At 73.2% G+C, this 16,905-nt stretch carries 16 protein-coding genes; all 16 read right to left on the reverse strand.

From position 1 onward, the window contains the following. Nucleotides 1-206: 206 nt before the first annotated feature. The 16 genes from CXY01_RS06340 to smc all read right to left on the reverse strand — a co-directional run bounded on the left by CXY01_RS06340 (nucleotide 207) and on the right by smc (nucleotide 16,861). Nucleotides 207-530, reverse strand: a complete 324-nt coding sequence (locus CXY01_RS06340) for a DUF2469 domain-containing protein (RefSeq protein ID WP_055922267.1) — start codon at nucleotides 528-530, stop codon at nucleotides 207-209. Between the two features lie 56 nt (nucleotides 531-586). Then, on the reverse strand, nucleotides 587-1,372 hold the full coding sequence (rnhB, locus tag CXY01_RS06345) for a ribonuclease HII (RefSeq protein WP_246125100.1): 786 nt from the start codon (nucleotides 1,370-1,372) through the stop codon (nucleotides 587-589). Beyond that, nucleotides 1,369-2,217, reverse strand: a complete 849-nt coding sequence (lepB, locus tag CXY01_RS06350) for a signal peptidase I (protein WP_246125101.1) — start codon at nucleotides 2,215-2,217, stop codon at nucleotides 1,369-1,371. Before lepB ends, rnhB begins: the two co-directional genes overlap by 4 nt. Nucleotides 2,218-2,414: 197 nt before the next feature. Then, nucleotides 2,415-2,783 carry a 50S ribosomal protein L19 gene (rplS, locus tag CXY01_RS06355; RefSeq protein WP_146926262.1) on the reverse strand — a complete coding sequence of 123 codons (369 nt, stop codon included), beginning with the start codon at nucleotides 2,781-2,783 and terminating at the stop codon, nucleotides 2,415-2,417. A gap of 225 nt (nucleotides 2,784-3,008) precedes the next feature. Next, complete coding sequence (trmD, locus tag CXY01_RS06360) at nucleotides 3,009-3,779, reverse strand: tRNA (guanosine(37)-N1)-methyltransferase TrmD (RefSeq protein WP_146926263.1); 771 nt, start codon at nucleotides 3,777-3,779, stop codon at nucleotides 3,009-3,011. A gap of 1 nt (nucleotide 3,780) precedes the next feature. Continuing rightward, complete coding sequence (rimM, locus tag CXY01_RS06365) at nucleotides 3,781-4,329, reverse strand: ribosome maturation factor RimM (RefSeq protein ID WP_146926499.1); 549 nt, start codon at nucleotides 4,327-4,329, stop codon at nucleotides 3,781-3,783. Nucleotides 4,330-4,408: 79 nt separating this feature from the next. Then, a complete protein-coding gene (locus CXY01_RS06370) occupies nucleotides 4,409-4,648 on the reverse strand; it encodes an RNA-binding protein (protein ID WP_055922281.1) in 240 nt (79 codons plus the stop codon). Continuing rightward, nucleotides 4,648-5,073, reverse strand: coding sequence for a 30S ribosomal protein S16 (gene rpsP, locus CXY01_RS06375; protein WP_055922285.1), 426 nt, complete (start codon nucleotides 5,071-5,073; stop codon nucleotides 4,648-4,650). The genes CXY01_RS06370 and rpsP overlap by 1 nt, the downstream gene beginning before the upstream one ends. Before the next feature lie 185 nt (nucleotides 5,074-5,258). Then, on the reverse strand, nucleotides 5,259-6,350 hold the full coding sequence (locus CXY01_RS06380) for an amidohydrolase family protein (protein ID WP_146926264.1): 1,092 nt from the start codon (nucleotides 6,348-6,350) through the stop codon (nucleotides 5,259-5,261). Nucleotides 6,351-6,354: 4 nt separating this feature from the next. Further along, the gene (gene ffh, locus CXY01_RS06385; RefSeq protein ID WP_146926265.1) at nucleotides 6,355-7,947 is read right to left on the reverse strand and encodes a signal recognition particle protein; all 1,593 of its coding nucleotides are present in this window, start codon (nucleotides 7,945-7,947) and stop codon (nucleotides 6,355-6,357) included. A 24-nt stretch (nucleotides 7,948-7,971) separates the two neighbouring features. After that, a complete protein-coding gene (locus CXY01_RS06390) occupies nucleotides 7,972-9,768 on the reverse strand; it encodes a [protein-PII] uridylyltransferase (RefSeq protein WP_146926266.1) in 1,797 nt (598 codons plus the stop codon). Nucleotides 9,769-9,790: 22 nt separating this feature from the next. After that, on the reverse strand, nucleotides 9,791-10,132 hold the full coding sequence (locus CXY01_RS06395; RefSeq protein WP_055922297.1) for a P-II family nitrogen regulator: 342 nt from the start codon (nucleotides 10,130-10,132) through the stop codon (nucleotides 9,791-9,793). Next, nucleotides 10,132-11,439, reverse strand: coding sequence for an ammonium transporter (locus CXY01_RS06400; RefSeq protein ID WP_146926267.1), 1,308 nt, complete (start codon nucleotides 11,437-11,439; stop codon nucleotides 10,132-10,134). The genes CXY01_RS06395 and CXY01_RS06400 overlap by 1 nt, the downstream gene beginning before the upstream one ends. Before the next feature lie 168 nt (nucleotides 11,440-11,607). After that, nucleotides 11,608-12,786, reverse strand: coding sequence for a signal recognition particle-docking protein FtsY (ftsY, locus tag CXY01_RS06405; protein WP_146926268.1), 1,179 nt, complete (start codon nucleotides 12,784-12,786; stop codon nucleotides 11,608-11,610). 80 nt (nucleotides 12,787-12,866) lie between these two features. Beyond that, the gene (locus CXY01_RS06410; RefSeq protein ID WP_146926269.1) at nucleotides 12,867-13,196 is read right to left on the reverse strand and encodes a hypothetical protein; all 330 of its coding nucleotides are present in this window, start codon (nucleotides 13,194-13,196) and stop codon (nucleotides 12,867-12,869) included. Between the two features lie 98 nt (nucleotides 13,197-13,294). Continuing rightward, nucleotides 13,295-16,861 carry a chromosome segregation protein SMC gene (smc, locus tag CXY01_RS06415; protein ID WP_146926270.1) on the reverse strand — a complete coding sequence of 1,189 codons (3,567 nt, stop codon included), beginning with the start codon at nucleotides 16,859-16,861 and terminating at the stop codon, nucleotides 13,295-13,297. Between the last annotated feature and the right edge of the window lie 44 nt (nucleotides 16,862-16,905).

Consider the following 16,905-nt stretch of genomic DNA (forward strand, 5'->3'; position numbering starts at 1 on the left):
AGCGTGGAGCTGCCGGCGGGGCCGGCATGCCGTGTCTCGTGGAGGTGCTCACCTCCGTGCGGGCTGTGGGCGGCTCGGCGAGCGAGGACGTGACCGGAGGTCAGCAGGGACCCGTGCTGCGAGGCGCGCGCTACAGGCTCCTCGCCTTCGGAGTCGCCGGCGTCAGCGAGCCCTCCGGGCGTCGCGCCGATCCTGTCCGGTCGGTGTCAGCGGGCGAAGCCTGCGCTGCCGCCCAGGTCGAGCTCGGCCTTGGCCAGCTCCTCGACGTTCACGTCCTTGAACGTGACGACGCGCACGGACTTCACGAACCGAGCCGAGCGGTACACGTCCCAGACCCACGCGTCGGCGAGCGTCAGCTCGAAGTACACCTCACCGGCCGCGGACCGGACCTGCAGGTCCACCTGGTTGGCGAGGTAGAACCGCCGCTCGGTCTCCACGACGTAGGAGAAGAGCCCCACGACGTCGCGGTACTCGCGGTACAGCGCGAGCTCCATGTCGGTCTCGTAGTTCTCCAGGTCCTCCGCGCTCACCGGGACATCATCCCCCATGCGTGCGCCCGGGCGACGCGACGCCACGGCAGGGACCGTCAGAACACCTCGTCGGGACCGGTGCCCGGTCCGAGGAACGCCTCGCCGCCGAGGGGCTCGCCCTCCAGTATCTCGTCCGCCACGGTGCCCGGCAGCCGCCAGGAGCGGCGGTGCAGCACGCACGGTCCGAGCTCGCGCAGCGCCGCCATGTGCTCGGGCGAGGCGTAGCCCTTGTTCTCGTCCCAGCGGTACGCGGGATGCTCCGCGGCGAGGCCGACCATGAGGGCGTCCCGCTCGCACTTGGCGAGCACGCTCGCCGCCGCGACGGACGCGCACGTCCGGTCGGCCTTCACCTTCAGGTGCACCCGCGGAGCGGGCAGCGTCGGCTCTGCCTCGAGCGTGAACAGGTCGGCCTGCGCCGGCTGGCTGAGCCAGTCGTGCGACCCGTCCAGGAGCACCACGTCGACGGGTCCGACGACCTCGGTGACGGCGGTCAGCGCACGCGTCCCCGCGAGCCGCAGGGCCGCGATGATGCCGACCTCGTCGATCTCCGCGGCGCTCGCGTGCCCGACCGCACGGGCGAGCCCCCAGCGCCCGAGGGCGGGGAGCAGCCGCGTGCGCGCGGCCGGAGCGAGGAGCTTCGAGTCCGCGACGCCCTTCGGGGCGGACCGGGTGCTCACGTCCACGACGACGACCCCGACGCTCACCGGGCCGGCCAGCGAGCCGCGGCCGACCTCGTCCATGCCGGCCAGGAGCCGTGCGCCGTCCCGCAGGAGCACCCGCTCGTGGCGCAGGTGCGGGGCGGCCCGCGGAGCGGTCGACCTGGGTGCGGCGAGCAGGGTCACGGCTGGTCGGGCACGTCCGCGAACGTGCTGGTCGGGTTGCGGAGGAGCCCCATGCGCTCGATCGGCCACACGGTCACGAAGGCGGTGCCGACGACGTTGTCGATCGGGACCGACCCGCCGCCGGGCTTGCCCTGGTTGTAGCGCGAGTCGGACGAGCGCGAGCGGTTGTCTCCCATGACCCAGATGCCGTTGTCCGGGACGGTCACGTCGAACGCGATGTCGCTGGGCGCCACGCCCGCTGCCAGGTACGGCTCGTCGAGCGGCTCGCCGTTGACCACCACGGGTCCACCCGCCTCGGCCGTCACGTGGTCTCCGGGGAGGCCGATCAGGCGCTTGACCAGGTGCTCGTTGGCGTCGGCCGGGTAGAGCCCGATGAAGGTGAGGACGTTGTTGATCGCACCGCGCACGGGCCCCGGGTCCGGGACGGTGCCGGACGGCAGCCACCCGCCCGGGTCCTTGAAGACGACGATGTCGCCGCGGCGCAGGTCGAACGGCCCCGGCGTGAGCTTGCTGACGAGGATCCGGTCGTCCTCGATGAGCGTGTCGTGCATCGACTGGCTCGGGATGAAGAACGCCTGCACCAGGAACGTCTTGACCAGCAGCGACAGCACGATCGCGCTGACCAGGATGATGACGGTCTCGCGCAGCAGCGACCCCGCGCCGTTCGGGCGCCGCGCGGCGGCGTGCCGACGCGTGTCGGAGTGCGCGGACCCGTCGTCGGGCGCCGTCACGTCCGGCATCTGGGGCCCGTCGCGGCCCTGCTCGGGGCCGTCGGTCGACTCCCGGCCCGGCCACGACGTGGCCGACGAGTCCTCGTCGAGGTCGCGGGAAGGTCGGTCGATCACTCGCACACTCTCGCATGCGGCGGGCCCTGCCGTGCACACGACCAGCCGTCGAGATCGGCCGTCGTGACCGGGTCAACGTCGTCGTGACCCGGTTCCCGGCGCCCCCGTGCCTCTGACCAGCGCGGGCGCTGCCGGACACACCGACGGGCGGCCACCGAGATCGGTGACCGCCCGTCGGGACGCGCGTGCGAGAAGGGTCAGGCCTTCTTCGCGGCGGGGGTGAAGTCGCGCTTCTCCTTGATCTTGGCCTTCTTGCCACGGAGCTTGCGCAGGTAGTACAGCTTCGCGCGGCGCACGTCGCCGCGCGTCACGACCTCGATCGACTCCAGGCTCGGGGAGTGCACGGGGAACGTGCGCTCGACGCCGACCTGGAAGCTGACCTTGCGGACCGTGAACGTCTCGCGGACACCGTCACCCTGGCGGGCGATGACGACACCCTGGAACGCCTGGATGCGGGAGCGGTTGCCCTCGACGACCTTGACGTTGACCTTGAGCGTGTCGCCGGCGCGGAACTCCGGGATGTCGGTGCGCAGCGATGCTGCGTCGACCTGATCGAGCGTGTGCATGTGATGTCACTTCCCCGCCCTGCCACAGGTCAGGAACGTCGTCGAGGGCGTCTCGGCCGCCCCGTGCAGGGCAGGACCGGCGTCCTTGGTCTGATGGTCCGGTGCGTCCGGGCGGAACCCCGGGTGGTCGTGAGTCGTCTCCCCTGTGGCAGAGACGCGACCTGCGCGCACCAACGGGCAAGTCTGCCACACCGGCGGCAGCCACGGTAAATCAGGTGCTGCAGGTCACGCGCGTGCGAGGCGTCCGTCCACCGGGAGCCACCCGAGCGACTCCAGGAGGGACAGGTCGTGCCTGTCGAGCTCGTCGACGGGCATCGCCGCGATCAGGTCCGGCCGACGTGCGGCGGTCCGCTCGAGCGCGGTGTCCCGGCGCCACCGGGCGATCCGTGCGTGGTGTCCCGACAGGAGCACCTCGGGGACGTCCAGACCCTCCCACGCCGGCGGCTTGGTGTAGACGGGGTACTCCAGCAGGCCCGCCGCACCGTGGGACTCCTCGACGAGCGACTCCGGGTTGCCGACGACCCCGGGAAGCAGGCGCGCGACGGCCTCGACCACGACGAGCGCGGCCACCTCGCCGCCGTTGAGCACGTAGTCGCCGAGGGAGAACTCGGTGACGCGTCCGCGCGACCGGTAGTGCTCCGCCACCCGGGCGTCGATCCCCTCGTACCGGCCGCAGGCCAGCACCAGGTGCTCCTCGTCGGCGAGCGCCTCTGCCGTGCGCTGCGTGAACGGCTCGCCCGACGGCGTCGGCACCAGCAGGTGCGCGTCCTCGTCGAGCAGCTGGTCCAGCGCGGTCCCCCACACGTCGGGACGCATGACCATGCCGGCGCCACCGCCGAACGGGGTGTCGTCGACCGTCCGGTGCCGGTCGGTGGTCCAGTCCCGGAGGTCGTGCACGCGCAGGTCGAGCAGACCGCTGGTGCGGGCCTTGCCGACGAGTGAGAGCTCGAGCGGCGCCAGGTACTCGGGGAAGATCGAGACGACGTCGATGCGCACGTCAGTCGTCGTCTCCCACGGTCTCCTCGGACACCACCAGGTTCGCGGCGTCGGACGCCAGCAGACCACCGGGCGGGTCGAGCACCACGCGGCCGCCGGCGACGTCGACGACCGGCACGATGACCTTCACGAACGGGACGAGCGTCCGGGCGCCGTCGGGCTCCCGCAGCACGAGCATGTCGTGCGCGGGCAGGTGCTCGAGGCCGACGATCTCGCCGAGCACCCGGCCGTCCACGTGCTCCGCACGCAGCCCCGCGAGCTCGTGCGGGTACCACGCGTCGTCCTCGTCGGAGCTGTCCTCCTCCACGACCAGCTCGGTGCCACGCATCGCCTCGGCCGCCGTGCGGTCCGAGATCTCCGCGAACGTCACGTACCAGCGGTCCTGCTGCGTGCGCGTGCTGACGACCGTCAGCGGGCCACGTGCCGCAGGCTCGGTGGCGAGCACCGCGCCGTCACCGAAGCGGTCCTGCGGGTTGTCGGTCCGCAGGTCGAGGGCGACCTCTCCGCGCAGGCCGTGGGCACGGCCGATCCGCGCGACGGTCAGCTGCATGGTGGTCCTCACGATCGAAGTGGGCGGTCATGGCGAAGGCCCGGTCCCCAGGTTAGGGGACCGGGCCTTGCGCAGGAGTTCAGCGCCGGTCGACGTCCACGACGTCGACGCGGACCGCGCCGTCCGTCGAGAGCGCACCGACGACGGTGCGCAGCGCACGGGCCGTCCGACCGCCACGGCCGATCACGCGGCCGAGGTCGTCGGGGTGCACGCGCACCTCGAGCAGGTCGCCACGACGCAGCGTCGACGCGTTCACGCGGACGTCGTCCGGGTGGTCGACGATGCCACGCACCAGGTGCTCGAGAGCGTCGGCGAGCATCAGGCCTGCTCGTCCTCGGCGGGAGCCTCGGCAGCAGCGGCCTTCTGCGAGGCAGCCTTCTCGGACGCCTTGGCCTTGGCCTTCTCGGCGTCGAGCGCGACGGCGTCGATGGCGGCCTTCGGGTCGACCTTGTCGGCCTTGGTGCGCAACGTGCCCTCCTGGCCGGGAAGGTTCTTGAACTTCTGCCAGTCACCGGTGATCTTGAGGAGCACGGCGACCTGCTCGGTCGGCTGCGCGCCGACGCCGAGCCAGTACTGGGCACGCTCGGAGTTGACCTCGATGAACGAGGGCTCCTCGGTGGGGTGGTACTTGCCGATCTCCTCGATCACGCGGCCGTCGCGCTTGGTGCGCGAGTCGGCGACGACGATGCGGTAGTACGGAGCGCGGATCTTGCCGAGACGCTTGAGGCGGATCTTGGTGGCCACGGTGTGGTCTTCTCCTGATGTCTGCTGTGGGTGACCTCTCCGCGCATTGCCCGTGGGGTGGGCGCGCCGGGAAGGTCGGGGACACGGTGAACGCAGGTAGAGGGGCTGCAGACGCCGGGTACAGCCGACCATTGTGCCAGATGTGCAGGCCCGGTCCCAACCATGTCGCCCAGGTCACGAGCGCGTCAGACGACCGCTCCCCGCAGCACCACCGCGCGGGGTGCCGCCAGCACGCCGACGTCCTCGCGCGGGTCGGCGTCGAAGACGACCAGGTCGGCCGACGCACCCTCGTCGAGCCCCTCGGCGCCGAGCCAGGAACGGGTGCGCCAGCTCGCTGCGGCCACCACGTCCTGGGCGGGGATGCCGGCGCGGACCAGCTCCGCGGCCTCGTCGGCGATCCTGCCGTGCGCGATCGTCCCGCCGGCGTCGGTGCCGAGGAGCACGGGCACGCCGGCGTCGTGCAGGTCGCGGACGAGCGCGTACCGGTGTGCGTGCAGGGCGCGCATGCGCGCGGCGAACACCGGGAAGCGGGAGCCCTGGGCGGCGATCGCCTCGAACTGCGCGACCTGGAGCAGTGTCGCCGTGACCGGGATCCCGGCGGCGGCGATCCGGTCGATGTGGTCCGGTGTCGCACCGGTGGCGTGCTCGAGACAGTCGATGCCGGCGTCGAGGAGCGCGTCGAGCGACTCCGTCGCGAAGGTGTGGGCGGTCACGCGCGCACCGGCGTCGTGGGCGGCGGCCACCGCGTCGGCCAGGACGTCGGCGGGCCACAGCGGGCGCAGGTCGCCCTCGTCACCGAGGTCGCGGTCGATCCAGTCCGCGACGAGCTTGACCCACCCGTCTCCGCGGGCCGCCTCCTCGCGCACGGCGTCGGGAAGCTGGTCGACGGACTCGAGCTCGCGCCCGTAGTGCCGCAGGTACCGCTTGGGCCGGGCGAGGTGCCGGCCGGCGCGGATCAGCCGCGGGAGGTCGTCGCGGTCGTGCACCCACCCCGTGTCGGCGGGTGAGCCGGCGTCCCGGACGAGGAGCACGCCCGAGTCGCGGTCCGCGAGCGCCTGCTTCTCGGCCGTCGCGTCGTCAACGGGACCGTCCGACGCCAGACCGATGTGGCAGTGCACGTCGACCAGGCCGGGCAGGACCCAGCCCTCGAGCACCGTGTCCTGCGCGTCCCGCGCGGACGACGGACGCTCGAACGTGATCCGGCCGCCGACCACCCACGCCTCGCCGACCTCACGCTCGTCGTCGAGGACGACCGTGCCGCGCAGGTGCAGGACCACGGGGTCAGCGTCCGCCGAGGAACCGGTCCAGGCCGGCGGGCAGCTCGATGTCGGTCGGCGAGGTGGGCTCGGCCTTCGGGGCGATACCGAACGCCGACCCCTGGGGCGCCGCCGGCTTGCTCGTGATGCCGCGCTCCTGCTCGGCGCGCTTCGCCGGGTTGCCCGACTTGCCCTTGACCTTGCGGACCGGCGGCGCCGTGCGCCCGCGCGACTTCTTGCCGCCCATGCCGGGCAGGTTGCCCATGCCGGGAGGCATGCCGGGCACGCCGCCACCCTTGGCCATCTGGCGCATCATCTTCTGCGCGCCGTCGAAGCGCTCCAGCAGCTGGTTCACGTCACTGGGCTTGGTACCCGAGCCTGCGGCGATGCGGGAGCGGCGTGACCCGTTGATGATCTTTGGGGTCCGGCGCTCGGCCGGGGTCATCGAGCGGATGATCGCCTCGATGCGGTCCACCTCGCGCTCGTCGAAGTTGTCGAGCGCCTCCCGCATCTGCCCCATGCCGGGCAGCATGCCCATCATCTTCTTCAGCGGCCCCGCGTTGCGCAGCTGCTGCATCTGCGTCAGGAAGTCCTCGAGCGTGAGGTCCTTGCCGGACGCCAGCTTGTCGACCATCTCCTCGGCCTGGCCGGCGTCGAACGCCTTCTCGGCCTGCTCGATGAGCGTGAGGATGTCGCCCATGTCGAGGATCCGCGACGCCATGCGGTCGGGGTGGAAGACCTCGAACTCGGTGAGCTTCTCCCCGGTGGACGCGTACATGATCGGCTTGCCGGTGACGCTGGCCACCGACAGGGCCGCACCACCGCGCGCGTCACCGTCGAGCTTGGACAGCACCACCCCCGTGAAACCGACACCGTCCGCGAACGCCTGCGCGGTGGTGACCGCGTCCTGGCCGATCATCGCGTCGATGACGAAGAGGATCTCGTCGGGGTCGAGCGCGTCGCGGATGTCGGAGGCCTGCTGCATGAGCTCGGCGTCGACGCCGAGGCGGCCGGCCGTGTCGACGATGAGAACGTCGTGCAGCTTGCTCTTCGCGGTGGCCAGGCCCTCGCGCGCGACCGCGACGGGGTCGGCGCCGAACGGCAGCACGTCGTCGCTGCCCTGGTTGCCGGGGTGCGGGGCGAACACGGGCACGCCCGCGCGCTCCCCCACCACCTGGAGCTGCGTGACGGCGTTCGGTCGCTGGAGGTCGGCGGCGACGAGCAGCGGCGTGTGGCCCTGACCCTTGAGGTGCAGCGCGAGCTTGCCGGCGAGCGTCGTCTTGCCCGCACCCTGCAGACCCGCGAGCAGGATCACGGTGGGCGGGTTCTTGGCGAGGTTCAGCGTTCGCGTCTGGCCACCGAGGATGGCGACGAGCTCCTCGTTGACGATCTTGACGACCTGCTGCGCCGGGTTGAGCGCGCCGGACACCTCGGCCGAGAGCGCGCGCTCGCGCACCGCACCGGTGAACGACCGGACGACCGGGACGGCGACGTCGGCGTCGAGCAGCGCCCGGCGGATCTCGCGCACGGTGGCGTCGATGTCCGCCTCGGACAGCCGGCCCTTGGTGCGCAGGTTCTTGAAGGTCGACGTCAGTCGGTCGGACAGGGTGGCGAACACCTGCGGGTCCTCACGCTTCGGGATTCACGGACGATCTAGCGTACCTGCCAGCTCCCGGGTGGCCCGTGCCGTCAGGTCGTCGACGAGGGTCGCGCGCCAGGTGCTCCACGCCTGCGGACCGGCCGCGCCGGCGTCGGCCTCGGTCAGCGCGCGCAGCAGCGTGAGCAGGTCGGGCCGGTGGTCGACCGCGTCGAGCAGCCGGGCCAGGGTCGCGGGGTCGTCGGGATCGGCCGTCGTGGCGAGCTCCGCGAGCGTCAGGTGCTCCCGCACGAGACGCGTGACGTCCGCGGCGACCTGCTCGTCGAACCCCATCCGCAGCACGATCGGTCCGGCCAGCCGCGCACCCTCCGTCGAGTGGTCGCCGGCACCGGCGCGCTTGCCGATGTCGTGCAGCAGCGCCGCGAGCAGCAGCGTCTCGCCGTGCTCGACCACGCGCTTGTCGCGGCCTGCGCGGGCGACGGTCTCCACCAGGTGCCGGTCGACGGTGTGCCGGTGGATGGCCGAGCGCTGCGGCCGGTTGCGCACACCCGCCCACTCGGGGATCCACGTCGTCACGACGCCGGCCAGGTCGAGGGCCTCCCAGATGGGCACCTGGGCCGTGCCGGAGCCGAGCAGCTGCAGCAGGTAGCCGCGTGCCGCCTTGGGCCACGGGGTCGGCAGCGCGGGCGTGGCCGTCAGGCTGGCGACCGTGACGGGCGAGAGGCTCAGGCCGGTGCGGGCTGCCGTGGCCGCGGCACGCAACGACAGCAGCGGGTCCTCGGCCGGGCGCGCCTCGACGGCGAGGACGATCTCGCCGTCGTGCTCGACGAGGTCCTCGGCGATGGTCCGCAGGCGCGGCGCCGTGCGGCGACCGCGCACGAGCATCGACTTCACCGCCGGTCGCTGCAGAGCCTGGCGCGCGTTGCGGACGGTGGTGTCGAGGGCGTAGGAGATGACCCGGGCGGCCTCGGCGATGCTCGCCAGGAGGTCGTCACGGTCGTCGAAGCCGACGAGCGCAGCCACCTCGTCCTGGTCCGCGAGCAGGAGCCGGTTGGTGTGCCGGCGCGTGACCACCTGGACCGTGTCGCGCACGTCGAGCAGGTGGGCGTAGGCCATGTCGACCGCACCGTGCGGGCGGTCGGTGAGCCAGGTCGCGGCCAGGGCGCTGAGCACGACCGCGTCACGGATCCCGCCGCGCGACTCCTTCAGCTCCGGCTCGATCAGGTAGGCCAGCTCGCCGTGCCGCTCGGCCCGCTGGCGCGTGGACGCCAGCAGCTCGGGCAGGCGCCGACGCGCGGCCGAGCGCCAGTCCTCCAGCAGGGCCGACTTGGCGCGGGCGATCACGACGGCGTCGCCCGACACGGGCTGCAGGTCGAGGAGCCCGACGGCCGCGGGAAGGTCCTTGGACGCCACCTGGCGGCACTGCGCCAGCGAGCGCACGGAGTGGTCCAGGTCGAGGCCGGCGTCCCAGATGGGGTACCAGAGCTTCTGCGCGAGGGCGGAGAGCGCCTCGGTCGAGTGGCCGCGGCCCTCGTGCACCAGGAGGAGGTCGAGGTCGCTGACCGGGCTGGCGTCGCCGCGGCCGACGCTGCCGACGGCCCCGAGCGCGATGCCCGAGACGTCCTCGCCGTCCGTCGCCAGCTCCCACTGCTCCCGGAGCCGGCCCACGACGAGCTCCACGATCGCGGCCCGACGGGCGATGCCGTCGGAGCCCGGGCCGGTCAGGCCGGCAGCGAGCTCGAGCCGCTCAGAGCGGAGGTCCCGCACCCCGATCGCGGGGTGCGGGACCTCGGGCGACCCGTTCGCGGCCGCGCCCCCCGCGGGCGGCCGTTCCTGTGTCATGTGTGTCTGGTGACCGTCCTGATCAGAGGGCGTCGTCGCCGTGCTCACCGGTGCGGACGCGAGCCACGTCCTCGACCGGCACGACCCAGACCTTGCCGTCACCGATCTTGCCGGTCTGCGCCGCGCGCACGATGACCTCGGTCACGCTGGCCGCGTCCTCGTCGCTCACGAGCACGTCGATCTTGACCTTGGGAACCAGGTCGACCGTGTACTCCGCGCCGCGGTAGACCTCCGTGTGACCGCGCTGACGGCCGTAGCCGCTCGCCTCGCTCACGGTCAGGCCACGGACACCCGCGGCCTCGAGGGCCGACTTGACGTCGTCCAGCCGGTGCGGCTGGATGACCGCCGTCACGAGCTTCGTCATCACTTCACCTCCGTCACGACGCGGGCGCCGACGCCCAGCGTCTCGTATGCGGTCTCAGCGTGGACAGCCAGGTCGATACCGCCGACCTCGGCCTCGTCGGACACCCGCAGACCGATGGTGGCCTTGAGGATGAGCGCGATGACGTACGTCGCCGTGAAGCTGAACAGGACCGCGGCGAGCGCCACGATCGTCTGCGTGGCCAGCTGAGTGAGGCCCCCACCGTAGAACAGACCGTTCTGGGCCCCGTCCGGGTACCAGGTGCTGTTGGCGTCGGTGGCGAAGAAGCCGATGAGGATCGTGCCGACGAGGCCACCGACGAGGTGGACACCCACGACGTCGAGCGAGTCGTCGTAGCCGAACCGGAACTTCAGGCCCACGGCGAGGGCGCAGAGCACACCCGCGACGATGCCGATGGCGATGGCACCCCAGGTGTCGACAGCCGCAGCGGCCGGCGTGATGGCCACGAGGCCAGCGACGATGCCGGAGGCGGCACCGAGCGACGTGGCGTGACCGTCACGCACCTTCTCCGTGGCGAGCCAGGCGAGCATCGCGATGCCCGTGGCGAGCAGCGTGTTGAGCCAGGCGCGACCGGCCACGTTGTCCGCGGCGAACTCCGAGCCGGCGTTGAAGCCGAACCAGCCGAACCACAGGAGGGCTGCGCCCAGCATGACGAACGGCAGGTTGTGGGGCCGCATGGCCTCCTTGCCGAAGCCGCGGCGCTTGCCGAGCACGATGGCGAGCACCAGGCCGGCCGTACCGGCGTTGATGTGGACGACCGTCCCGCCGGCGAAGTCGATGGGGGTCGACAGGCCCTCGGTGAGGCCGGTCGCGCTGAGCAGACCGCCGCCCCACACCCAGTGCGCCAGCGGCAGGTAGACCACGGTGACCCAGACGGCCGTGAAGACCAGCCAGGCACCGAACTTCATGCGGTCCGCGACGGCACCGGAGATCAGCGCGACCGTGATGATCGCGAACGTCGCCTGGTAGCCCGCGGCCACGAGGAACGGCACACCCGACGCCGCCATCAGGCTCTGGTCGTCGGTGGCGCCCTGCAGGCCGAAGAACTCGAACGGGTTGCCGAGCCACCCGCCGCCGAGGTCCCCGCCGAAGACGGCCGAGTACCCGTACAGCACCCAGATGAGCCCGGCGACGCCGATCGCGCCGAAGCTCATCATCATCATGTTCAGCACGCTCTTGCCGCGCACCATGCCGCCGTAGAAGAACGCCAGCCCCGGCGTCATCAGCAGCACGAGCGACGCGGCGGTGAGCATAAACGCCGTGTTCCCGCTGTCCAGCTCGAATTCCATCGAGATCGCCTCTCCACTCGCCAGCCGGGGGTGGCTGGTCCGGGATCACAGTCGACGAGGCGGGTTTCCGTCAGAGGCGAAGGACGTTACGTCGGTGTGACAAGCCTCACCCGCACGTAAACGTTCGGTTTCGTGGTGAGCGGACGTCCAGGAGCGGACGAGCGGTCCTCAGCCGAGGAGGAGAGCGTCGACGAAGGCCTCCGGGTCGAACGGCGCCAGGTCGTCCGGGCCCTCTCCCAGGCCCACGAGCTTGACCGGGACGCCCAGCTCGCGCTGCACGGCGACGACGATCCCGCCCTTGGCGGTGCCGTCGAGCTTGGTCAGGACGATGCCGGTGACCCCGGCGACCTCGCTGAACACGCGCGCCTGGTTCAGGCCGTTCTGGCCGGTCGTCGCGTCCAGGACGAGCAGCACCTCGGACAGGGGCGCCTCCCGCGTGATGACGCGCGTGATCTTGCCGAGCTCGTCCATCAGGCCGGCCTTGTTCTGCAGGCGCCCGGCGGTGTCGACGAGCACGACGTCGGTGCCCTCGGCGCGGCCGGTGCGGACGGCGTCGAACGCGACCGCCGCGGGGTCGGCACCGTCGCGGTCCGAGCGGACGGTGTGCACACCGACGCGCGAGCCCCACGTCTGCAGCTGGTCGGCGGCGGCGGCGCGGAACGTGTCGGCGGCGCCCAGGACGACGGTCCGCCCGTCGGCGACGAGCACGCGGGCGAGCTTGCCGACCGTGGTCGTCTTGCCCGTGCCGTTGACGCCCACGACGAGCACCACCGCGGGGACGCGGGAGCCGTCGGCCGCAGTGCCCGGGTCGGTGTGCAGGCTGCGGTCGAGGGTCGGGTCGACGAGCGCGACCAGCTGCTCGCGCAGGAGTGCGCGGACCTGGGCGGGGTCCTTGAGGCCCTCGACCCGGACGCGGGTGCGCAGCGCGTCGATGAGCTCCCCTGTCGGGCCGGCGCCCACGTCGGCGAGCAGGAGCGTCTCCTCGAGCTCGTCCCAGTCGTCCTCGGTGAGGTGGTCCTTGGACAGGACCGCGAGCAACCGGGCGCCCAGCGGCGAGCCGGACCGCGACAGCCGGTCGCGCAGCCGGGAGAGCCGGCCGGCCACCGGGGCGGGCACCTCGAGGACCGGCGGGGCCTCGGCCTCCTCGGGGAGCACCTCCACCGGCGCGGGGGCGGGGGTGGCCGGCGCCTCGTCGGGGGCGGGCGCGAGAGTCGGCTCGTCGAGGGCGGTCGGGGCCTCGTCCACGTCCGACCGACGGCGCCGCCGGACGAGCAGGGTGCTGAGGGCGACGACGATGGCCGCCGGGATGCCGGCGGCCAGGAGGATCTCGAGCGTCTCGTTGGTCACCGGGACAGTGTGTCTGGCGGCGGCCTCAGGACGCGAACCGACGCGTCAGGACCGACGGTCGCGCCGAGCGTGAGTCGCCGTCAGCGAGCGCGGTGGCCGGGCAGGACGCCGGCGGCCTTCTCCTTGGCGCGTTGGAGGGTCGCGGCCAGGTCGTCGACCTGGAGGTACGCCTCGCCCTCGTCGACCGTCTCCCGCAGGAACTGCGCGAGCGACAGGTCGACGGGCGCGACGGCGGCCGCCTCGGCGGCAGCCCGCTGGTCGGCATCGGGGTTCGTGCGGCCGGCCCAGCCGCTGCGGAACGTGGCGAGCGGTGACTCCCGGCGGTCCTGGGCCGACGCGTGGAGGCTGGCGGCGACCAGGACGGCTGCGGCGACGAGGACGGCGAGAAGGATCGCGACGAGGACAGCCATGACACCAGTGTCCGTGCCCGCGGGCGGTCAGTCGTCGCTCGACGCACGAGGAGTGGCAAACGCCACACAATCTCCACAGCCGAACCGGGAGGGACCGGTCAGACGGCGACGTCCTCGCGCATCCGCTGGCTGATCACCGTGGTGACACCGTCGCCGCGCATGGTCACGCCGTACAGCGCGTCGGCGATCTCCATGGTCCGCTTCTGGTGGGTGACGACGATGAGCTGGGAGTCCTCCTGCAGCTCACGGAAGATCTCGAGCAGCCGGCCCAGGTTCGCGTCGTCGAGTGCCGCCTCGACCTCGTCCATGACGTAGAACGGGCTGGGCCGCGCCTTGAAGATGGCCACCAGCAGCGCGACCGCGGTCAGCGAGCGCTCGCCACCGGACAGCAACGACAGCCGCTTGACCTTCTTGCCGGCCGGCCGGGCCTCGACGTCGATGCCGGTGGTGAGCATGTTGTCGGGGTCCGTCAGGACGAGCCGGCCCTCGCCGCCGGGGAACAGGCGCGGGAACACGACGTCGAACGCGGCGGCGGTGTCCCGGTAGGCCTCCGCGAACACCTGCTCGACGCGCTCGTCGATCTCCTTGACGATCTCGAGCAGGTCGGCACGGGACTTCTTCAGGTCCGCCAGCTGCTCGACCAGGAACTGGTGACGCTCCTCGAGGGCGGCGAACTCCTCGAGCGCGAGCGGGTTGACGCGGCCGAGCAGCGACAGCGCCCGCTCGGCGGCCCGCAGGCGCTTCTCCTGCTGCTCGCGCACGTACGGGACCACGGTCGGCGCCTCCGGGTCGACCTCGGCGCCGGGCAGCGGGATGACGGGAACGTCCTGGTGGGGCCCGTACTCCTCGAGCAGGACCGCCGGGTCGAGGCCCAGGTCGTCCACGGAGCGGGCCTGCAGGGCCTCGATGCGCAGCCGCTGCTGGGTGCGGGCCACCTCGTCGCGGTGGGCGACGTCGGTGAGCTGCGCCAGCTCGGCGGCGCGGACGTCCACCTCGGCGCGCGCGGCGGCGACCTCGCGGTCACGCTCGCCGCGGGCGGCCTCGGCGGCGTCGCGCTCGGCGGACGCCCGCCGGAGCGACTCGTCGAGCACGAGCAGCGCCTGCGTCGCGCCGTCCCGCACGGCCTGGGCCACGCCTGCCTGATGGGACCGGGCGCGCTCACGCTCGGCGGCCCGCTCGCGGGCGACGCGCTCGGTCTGGGCGGCCCGTTCCAGCGACTCCGCACGGCCGGACAGCGCGCGCGCCCGCTCCTCGCCGGTCCGCAGGGTCAGCCGGGCCTCGGTCTCGCGGGCGCGGGCAGCCGTGGCGAGCTCGGCCAGGCGGTCCCGGCGGGCGCTGCCCTCGACGATCGCCGCCTCGCTCTCGGCGGGCTCCACCTCCGCGGCGGCCAGCCGCTCGGCCAGCTCGGTGAGCTCGGCGGTGTCGGCCTCCAGCGTGCGGGACGCAGCCTCGAGCGACTGCTGCAGCCGCGCTGCCTCCGCGTTCGCGGCGCGGGCCGCGGAGCCCAGGTGACCGAGCTGCTCGGCGACGGCGGCGAGCGCGGCGTCGGACTCGTTGAGCCGGTCGAGGGTGCGCTCGTGCGCCTCACGAGCAGCGGTCAGGGCCTCGGTGGCGCCGGTGAGCTCGAACCGGACGCGCTCGGCGTCCGCCGTCGCCGCCGCCGCGCCCGAGCGTGCCTGGTCGAGCGCCGACTGCAGGTGCAGGGCGCTCGGGGCCGTGGCGGAGCCGCCCGAGGCACGGTGCTGCGACAGCACGTCACCGGTGCGGGTGGCGACGACGAGGTCGGGGCGGGTGGCGACGATCGCCCGGGCTGCGGCCAGGTCGTCGACGACGACGACGTCCGCGAGCAGCGTCTCGACCGCCGCGCGGACGTGCTCCGGTGCGCGGACGAGGTCGACCGCCCGTGCGGCTCCGGCGGGGATGTCGGCGGGTGGCGTACGCATCGTGGACGCACCGCTGACCAGCAGCGTCGCGCGGCCGGCGTCCTCGGTGCGCAGGTAGCGGATGGCGTCGACGGCCGCGTCCACGGAGTCGACCGCGACGGCGTCGGCCACGGCACCGAGCGCGGCGACGATGGCCTCCTCGTTCTCCGGGTCGACCGCGAGCAGCGCCGCGACCGAGCCGACGAGGCCGGGCTGGCCGTCCGCGGCGAGCAGCGCGCCCACGCCGTCCTTGCGCGTGAGGCTGAGCTCAAGGGTCTCGGCGCGGGACTCCAGCGCGGCGCGCTCGCGCTCGGCGGCGCTCAGCTGCTCCTGCAGGGCGGTGAGGCGCTCGGTCGCCCGCTCGAGGGCCTCGACGGCGGCCTCGTGCTCGGCGTCCAGCCCTTCCTCGCCCTCCTCGACACCGGCGACCTGCGACTCGAGGACCGCGAACTGCGTCGTCGCCTCCTGGCCCCGCTGCTCGGCGGCGGTCAGCGACTCGCGCAGGCGCCCGAGCTCGGCCTGGGTCGCCTCCACGCGGCTGCGGCGGGCGGCCACCTGGCCCGCGAGCCGGGCGACGCCCTCGCGGCGGTCGGCGGCACCGCGCAGGGCGGTGGCGACCTCCTTCTCGGCCGCCGTGGCCTCCGCCTCGGCCTGCTGGCGGGCGGTCACGGCCGCCTCGAGCGCGGCGCGGGACAGCTCGACCTCGCTGGCCAGCTCGGCCTCGGCGGAGCGCACGCGCTCGGCCTGCGCGGCCAGGTCGTCGGGGTCCGAGCCGCCGGTGCGCTCCGGCCCTGCGCTGCCGAGCAGCCGGACCCGGTCCGCGGCCAGCGAGGCCGTCCCGCGCAGACGCTCGCGCAGCGACGACAACCGGTACCAGACCTCGCTCGCCTCGCTCAGGGCCGGCGCCGCCTCGGCGGCCTCCCGCTCGAGCGTGGCCAGGCGGGCGCGGGTGGCGGCGAGCGCACCCTCGACCTGCTCGCGGCGCACCCGCAGGGCGCTCTCGTCGGCGATCTCCTGCTCGAGCGTGGACGTCAGCTGGGCCAGGTCGTCGGCCAGCAGACGGGCACGCGAGTCGCGCAGGTCCGCCTGGACGACCGCGGCCTTGCGGGCGACCTCCGCCTGCCGGCCGAGCGGGCCGAGCTGGCGCCGGATCTCGCCCGTCAGGTCCCCGAGCCGGGTGAGGTTCGCCTGCATGGCCTCGAGCTTGCGGAGCGCCTTCTCCTTGCGCTTGCGGTGCTTGAGAACACCGGCGGCCTCCTCGATGAAGCCGCGGCGCTCCTCGGGGGTCGCCCTCAGCACGGCGTCGAGCTGGCCCTGGCCGACGATGACGTGCATCTCCCGGCCCAGGCCGGAGTCGGAGAGCAGGTCCTGGATGTCGAGGAGCCGGCAGCCCTGCCCGTTGATCGCGTACTCGGAGCCCCCGTTGCGGAACAGCGTCCGCGAGATGGTGACCTCGGAGTACTCGATCGGCAGGGCGCCGTCGGCGTTGTCGATGGTGAGCGCCACCTCGGCGCGGCCCAGCGGCGGACGCCCAGCCGTGCCGGCGAAGATGACGTCCTCCATCTTGCCGCCGCGCAGCGACTTGGCGCCCTGCTCCCCCATGACCCACGCGAGGGCGTCGACGACGTTGGACTTGCCCGAGCCGTTGGGCCCGACCACGCAGGTGACGCCCGGCTCGAAGTTCAGGGTCGTCGCCGAGGCGAACGACTTGAACCCCCGCAGGGTGAGGGTCTTGAGGTGCACCCACGAAGCCTAAGGCGCGCGCGACGCAGCCCCGGGGACGTCCA

The organism is Cellulomonas xylanilytica, assembly GCF_007989805.1.
Lineage (GTDB): Bacteria > Actinomycetota > Actinomycetes > Actinomycetales > Cellulomonadaceae > Cellulomonas > Cellulomonas xylanilytica.

Coding starts and splice junctions, on each gene's coding strand:
- CXY01_RS06390 (WP_146926266.1), bottom strand. CDS start 9,768: ATGACACAGGAACGGCCGCCCGCGGGGGGCGCGGCCGCGAACGGGTCG.
- CXY01_RS06400 (WP_146926267.1), bottom strand. CDS start 11,439: ATGGAATTCGAGCTGGACAGCGGGAACACGGCGTTTATGCTCACCGCC.
- CXY01_RS06395 (WP_055922297.1), bottom strand. CDS start 10,132: ATGACGAAGCTCGTGACGGCGGTCATCCAGCCGCACCGGCTGGACGAC.
- rplS (WP_146926262.1), bottom strand. CDS start 2,783: ATGCACACGCTCGATCAGGTCGACGCAGCATCGCTGCGCACCGACATC.
- rimM (WP_146926499.1), bottom strand. CDS start 4,329: ATGCAGCTGACCGTCGCGCGGATCGGCCGTGCCCACGGCCTGCGCGGA.
- CXY01_RS06370 (WP_055922281.1), bottom strand. CDS start 4,648: ATGCTCGCCGACGCTCTCGAGCACCTGGTGCGTGGCATCGTCGACCAC.
- CXY01_RS06410 (WP_146926269.1), bottom strand. CDS start 13,196: ATGGCTGTCCTCGTCGCGATCCTTCTCGCCGTCCTCGTCGCCGCAGCC.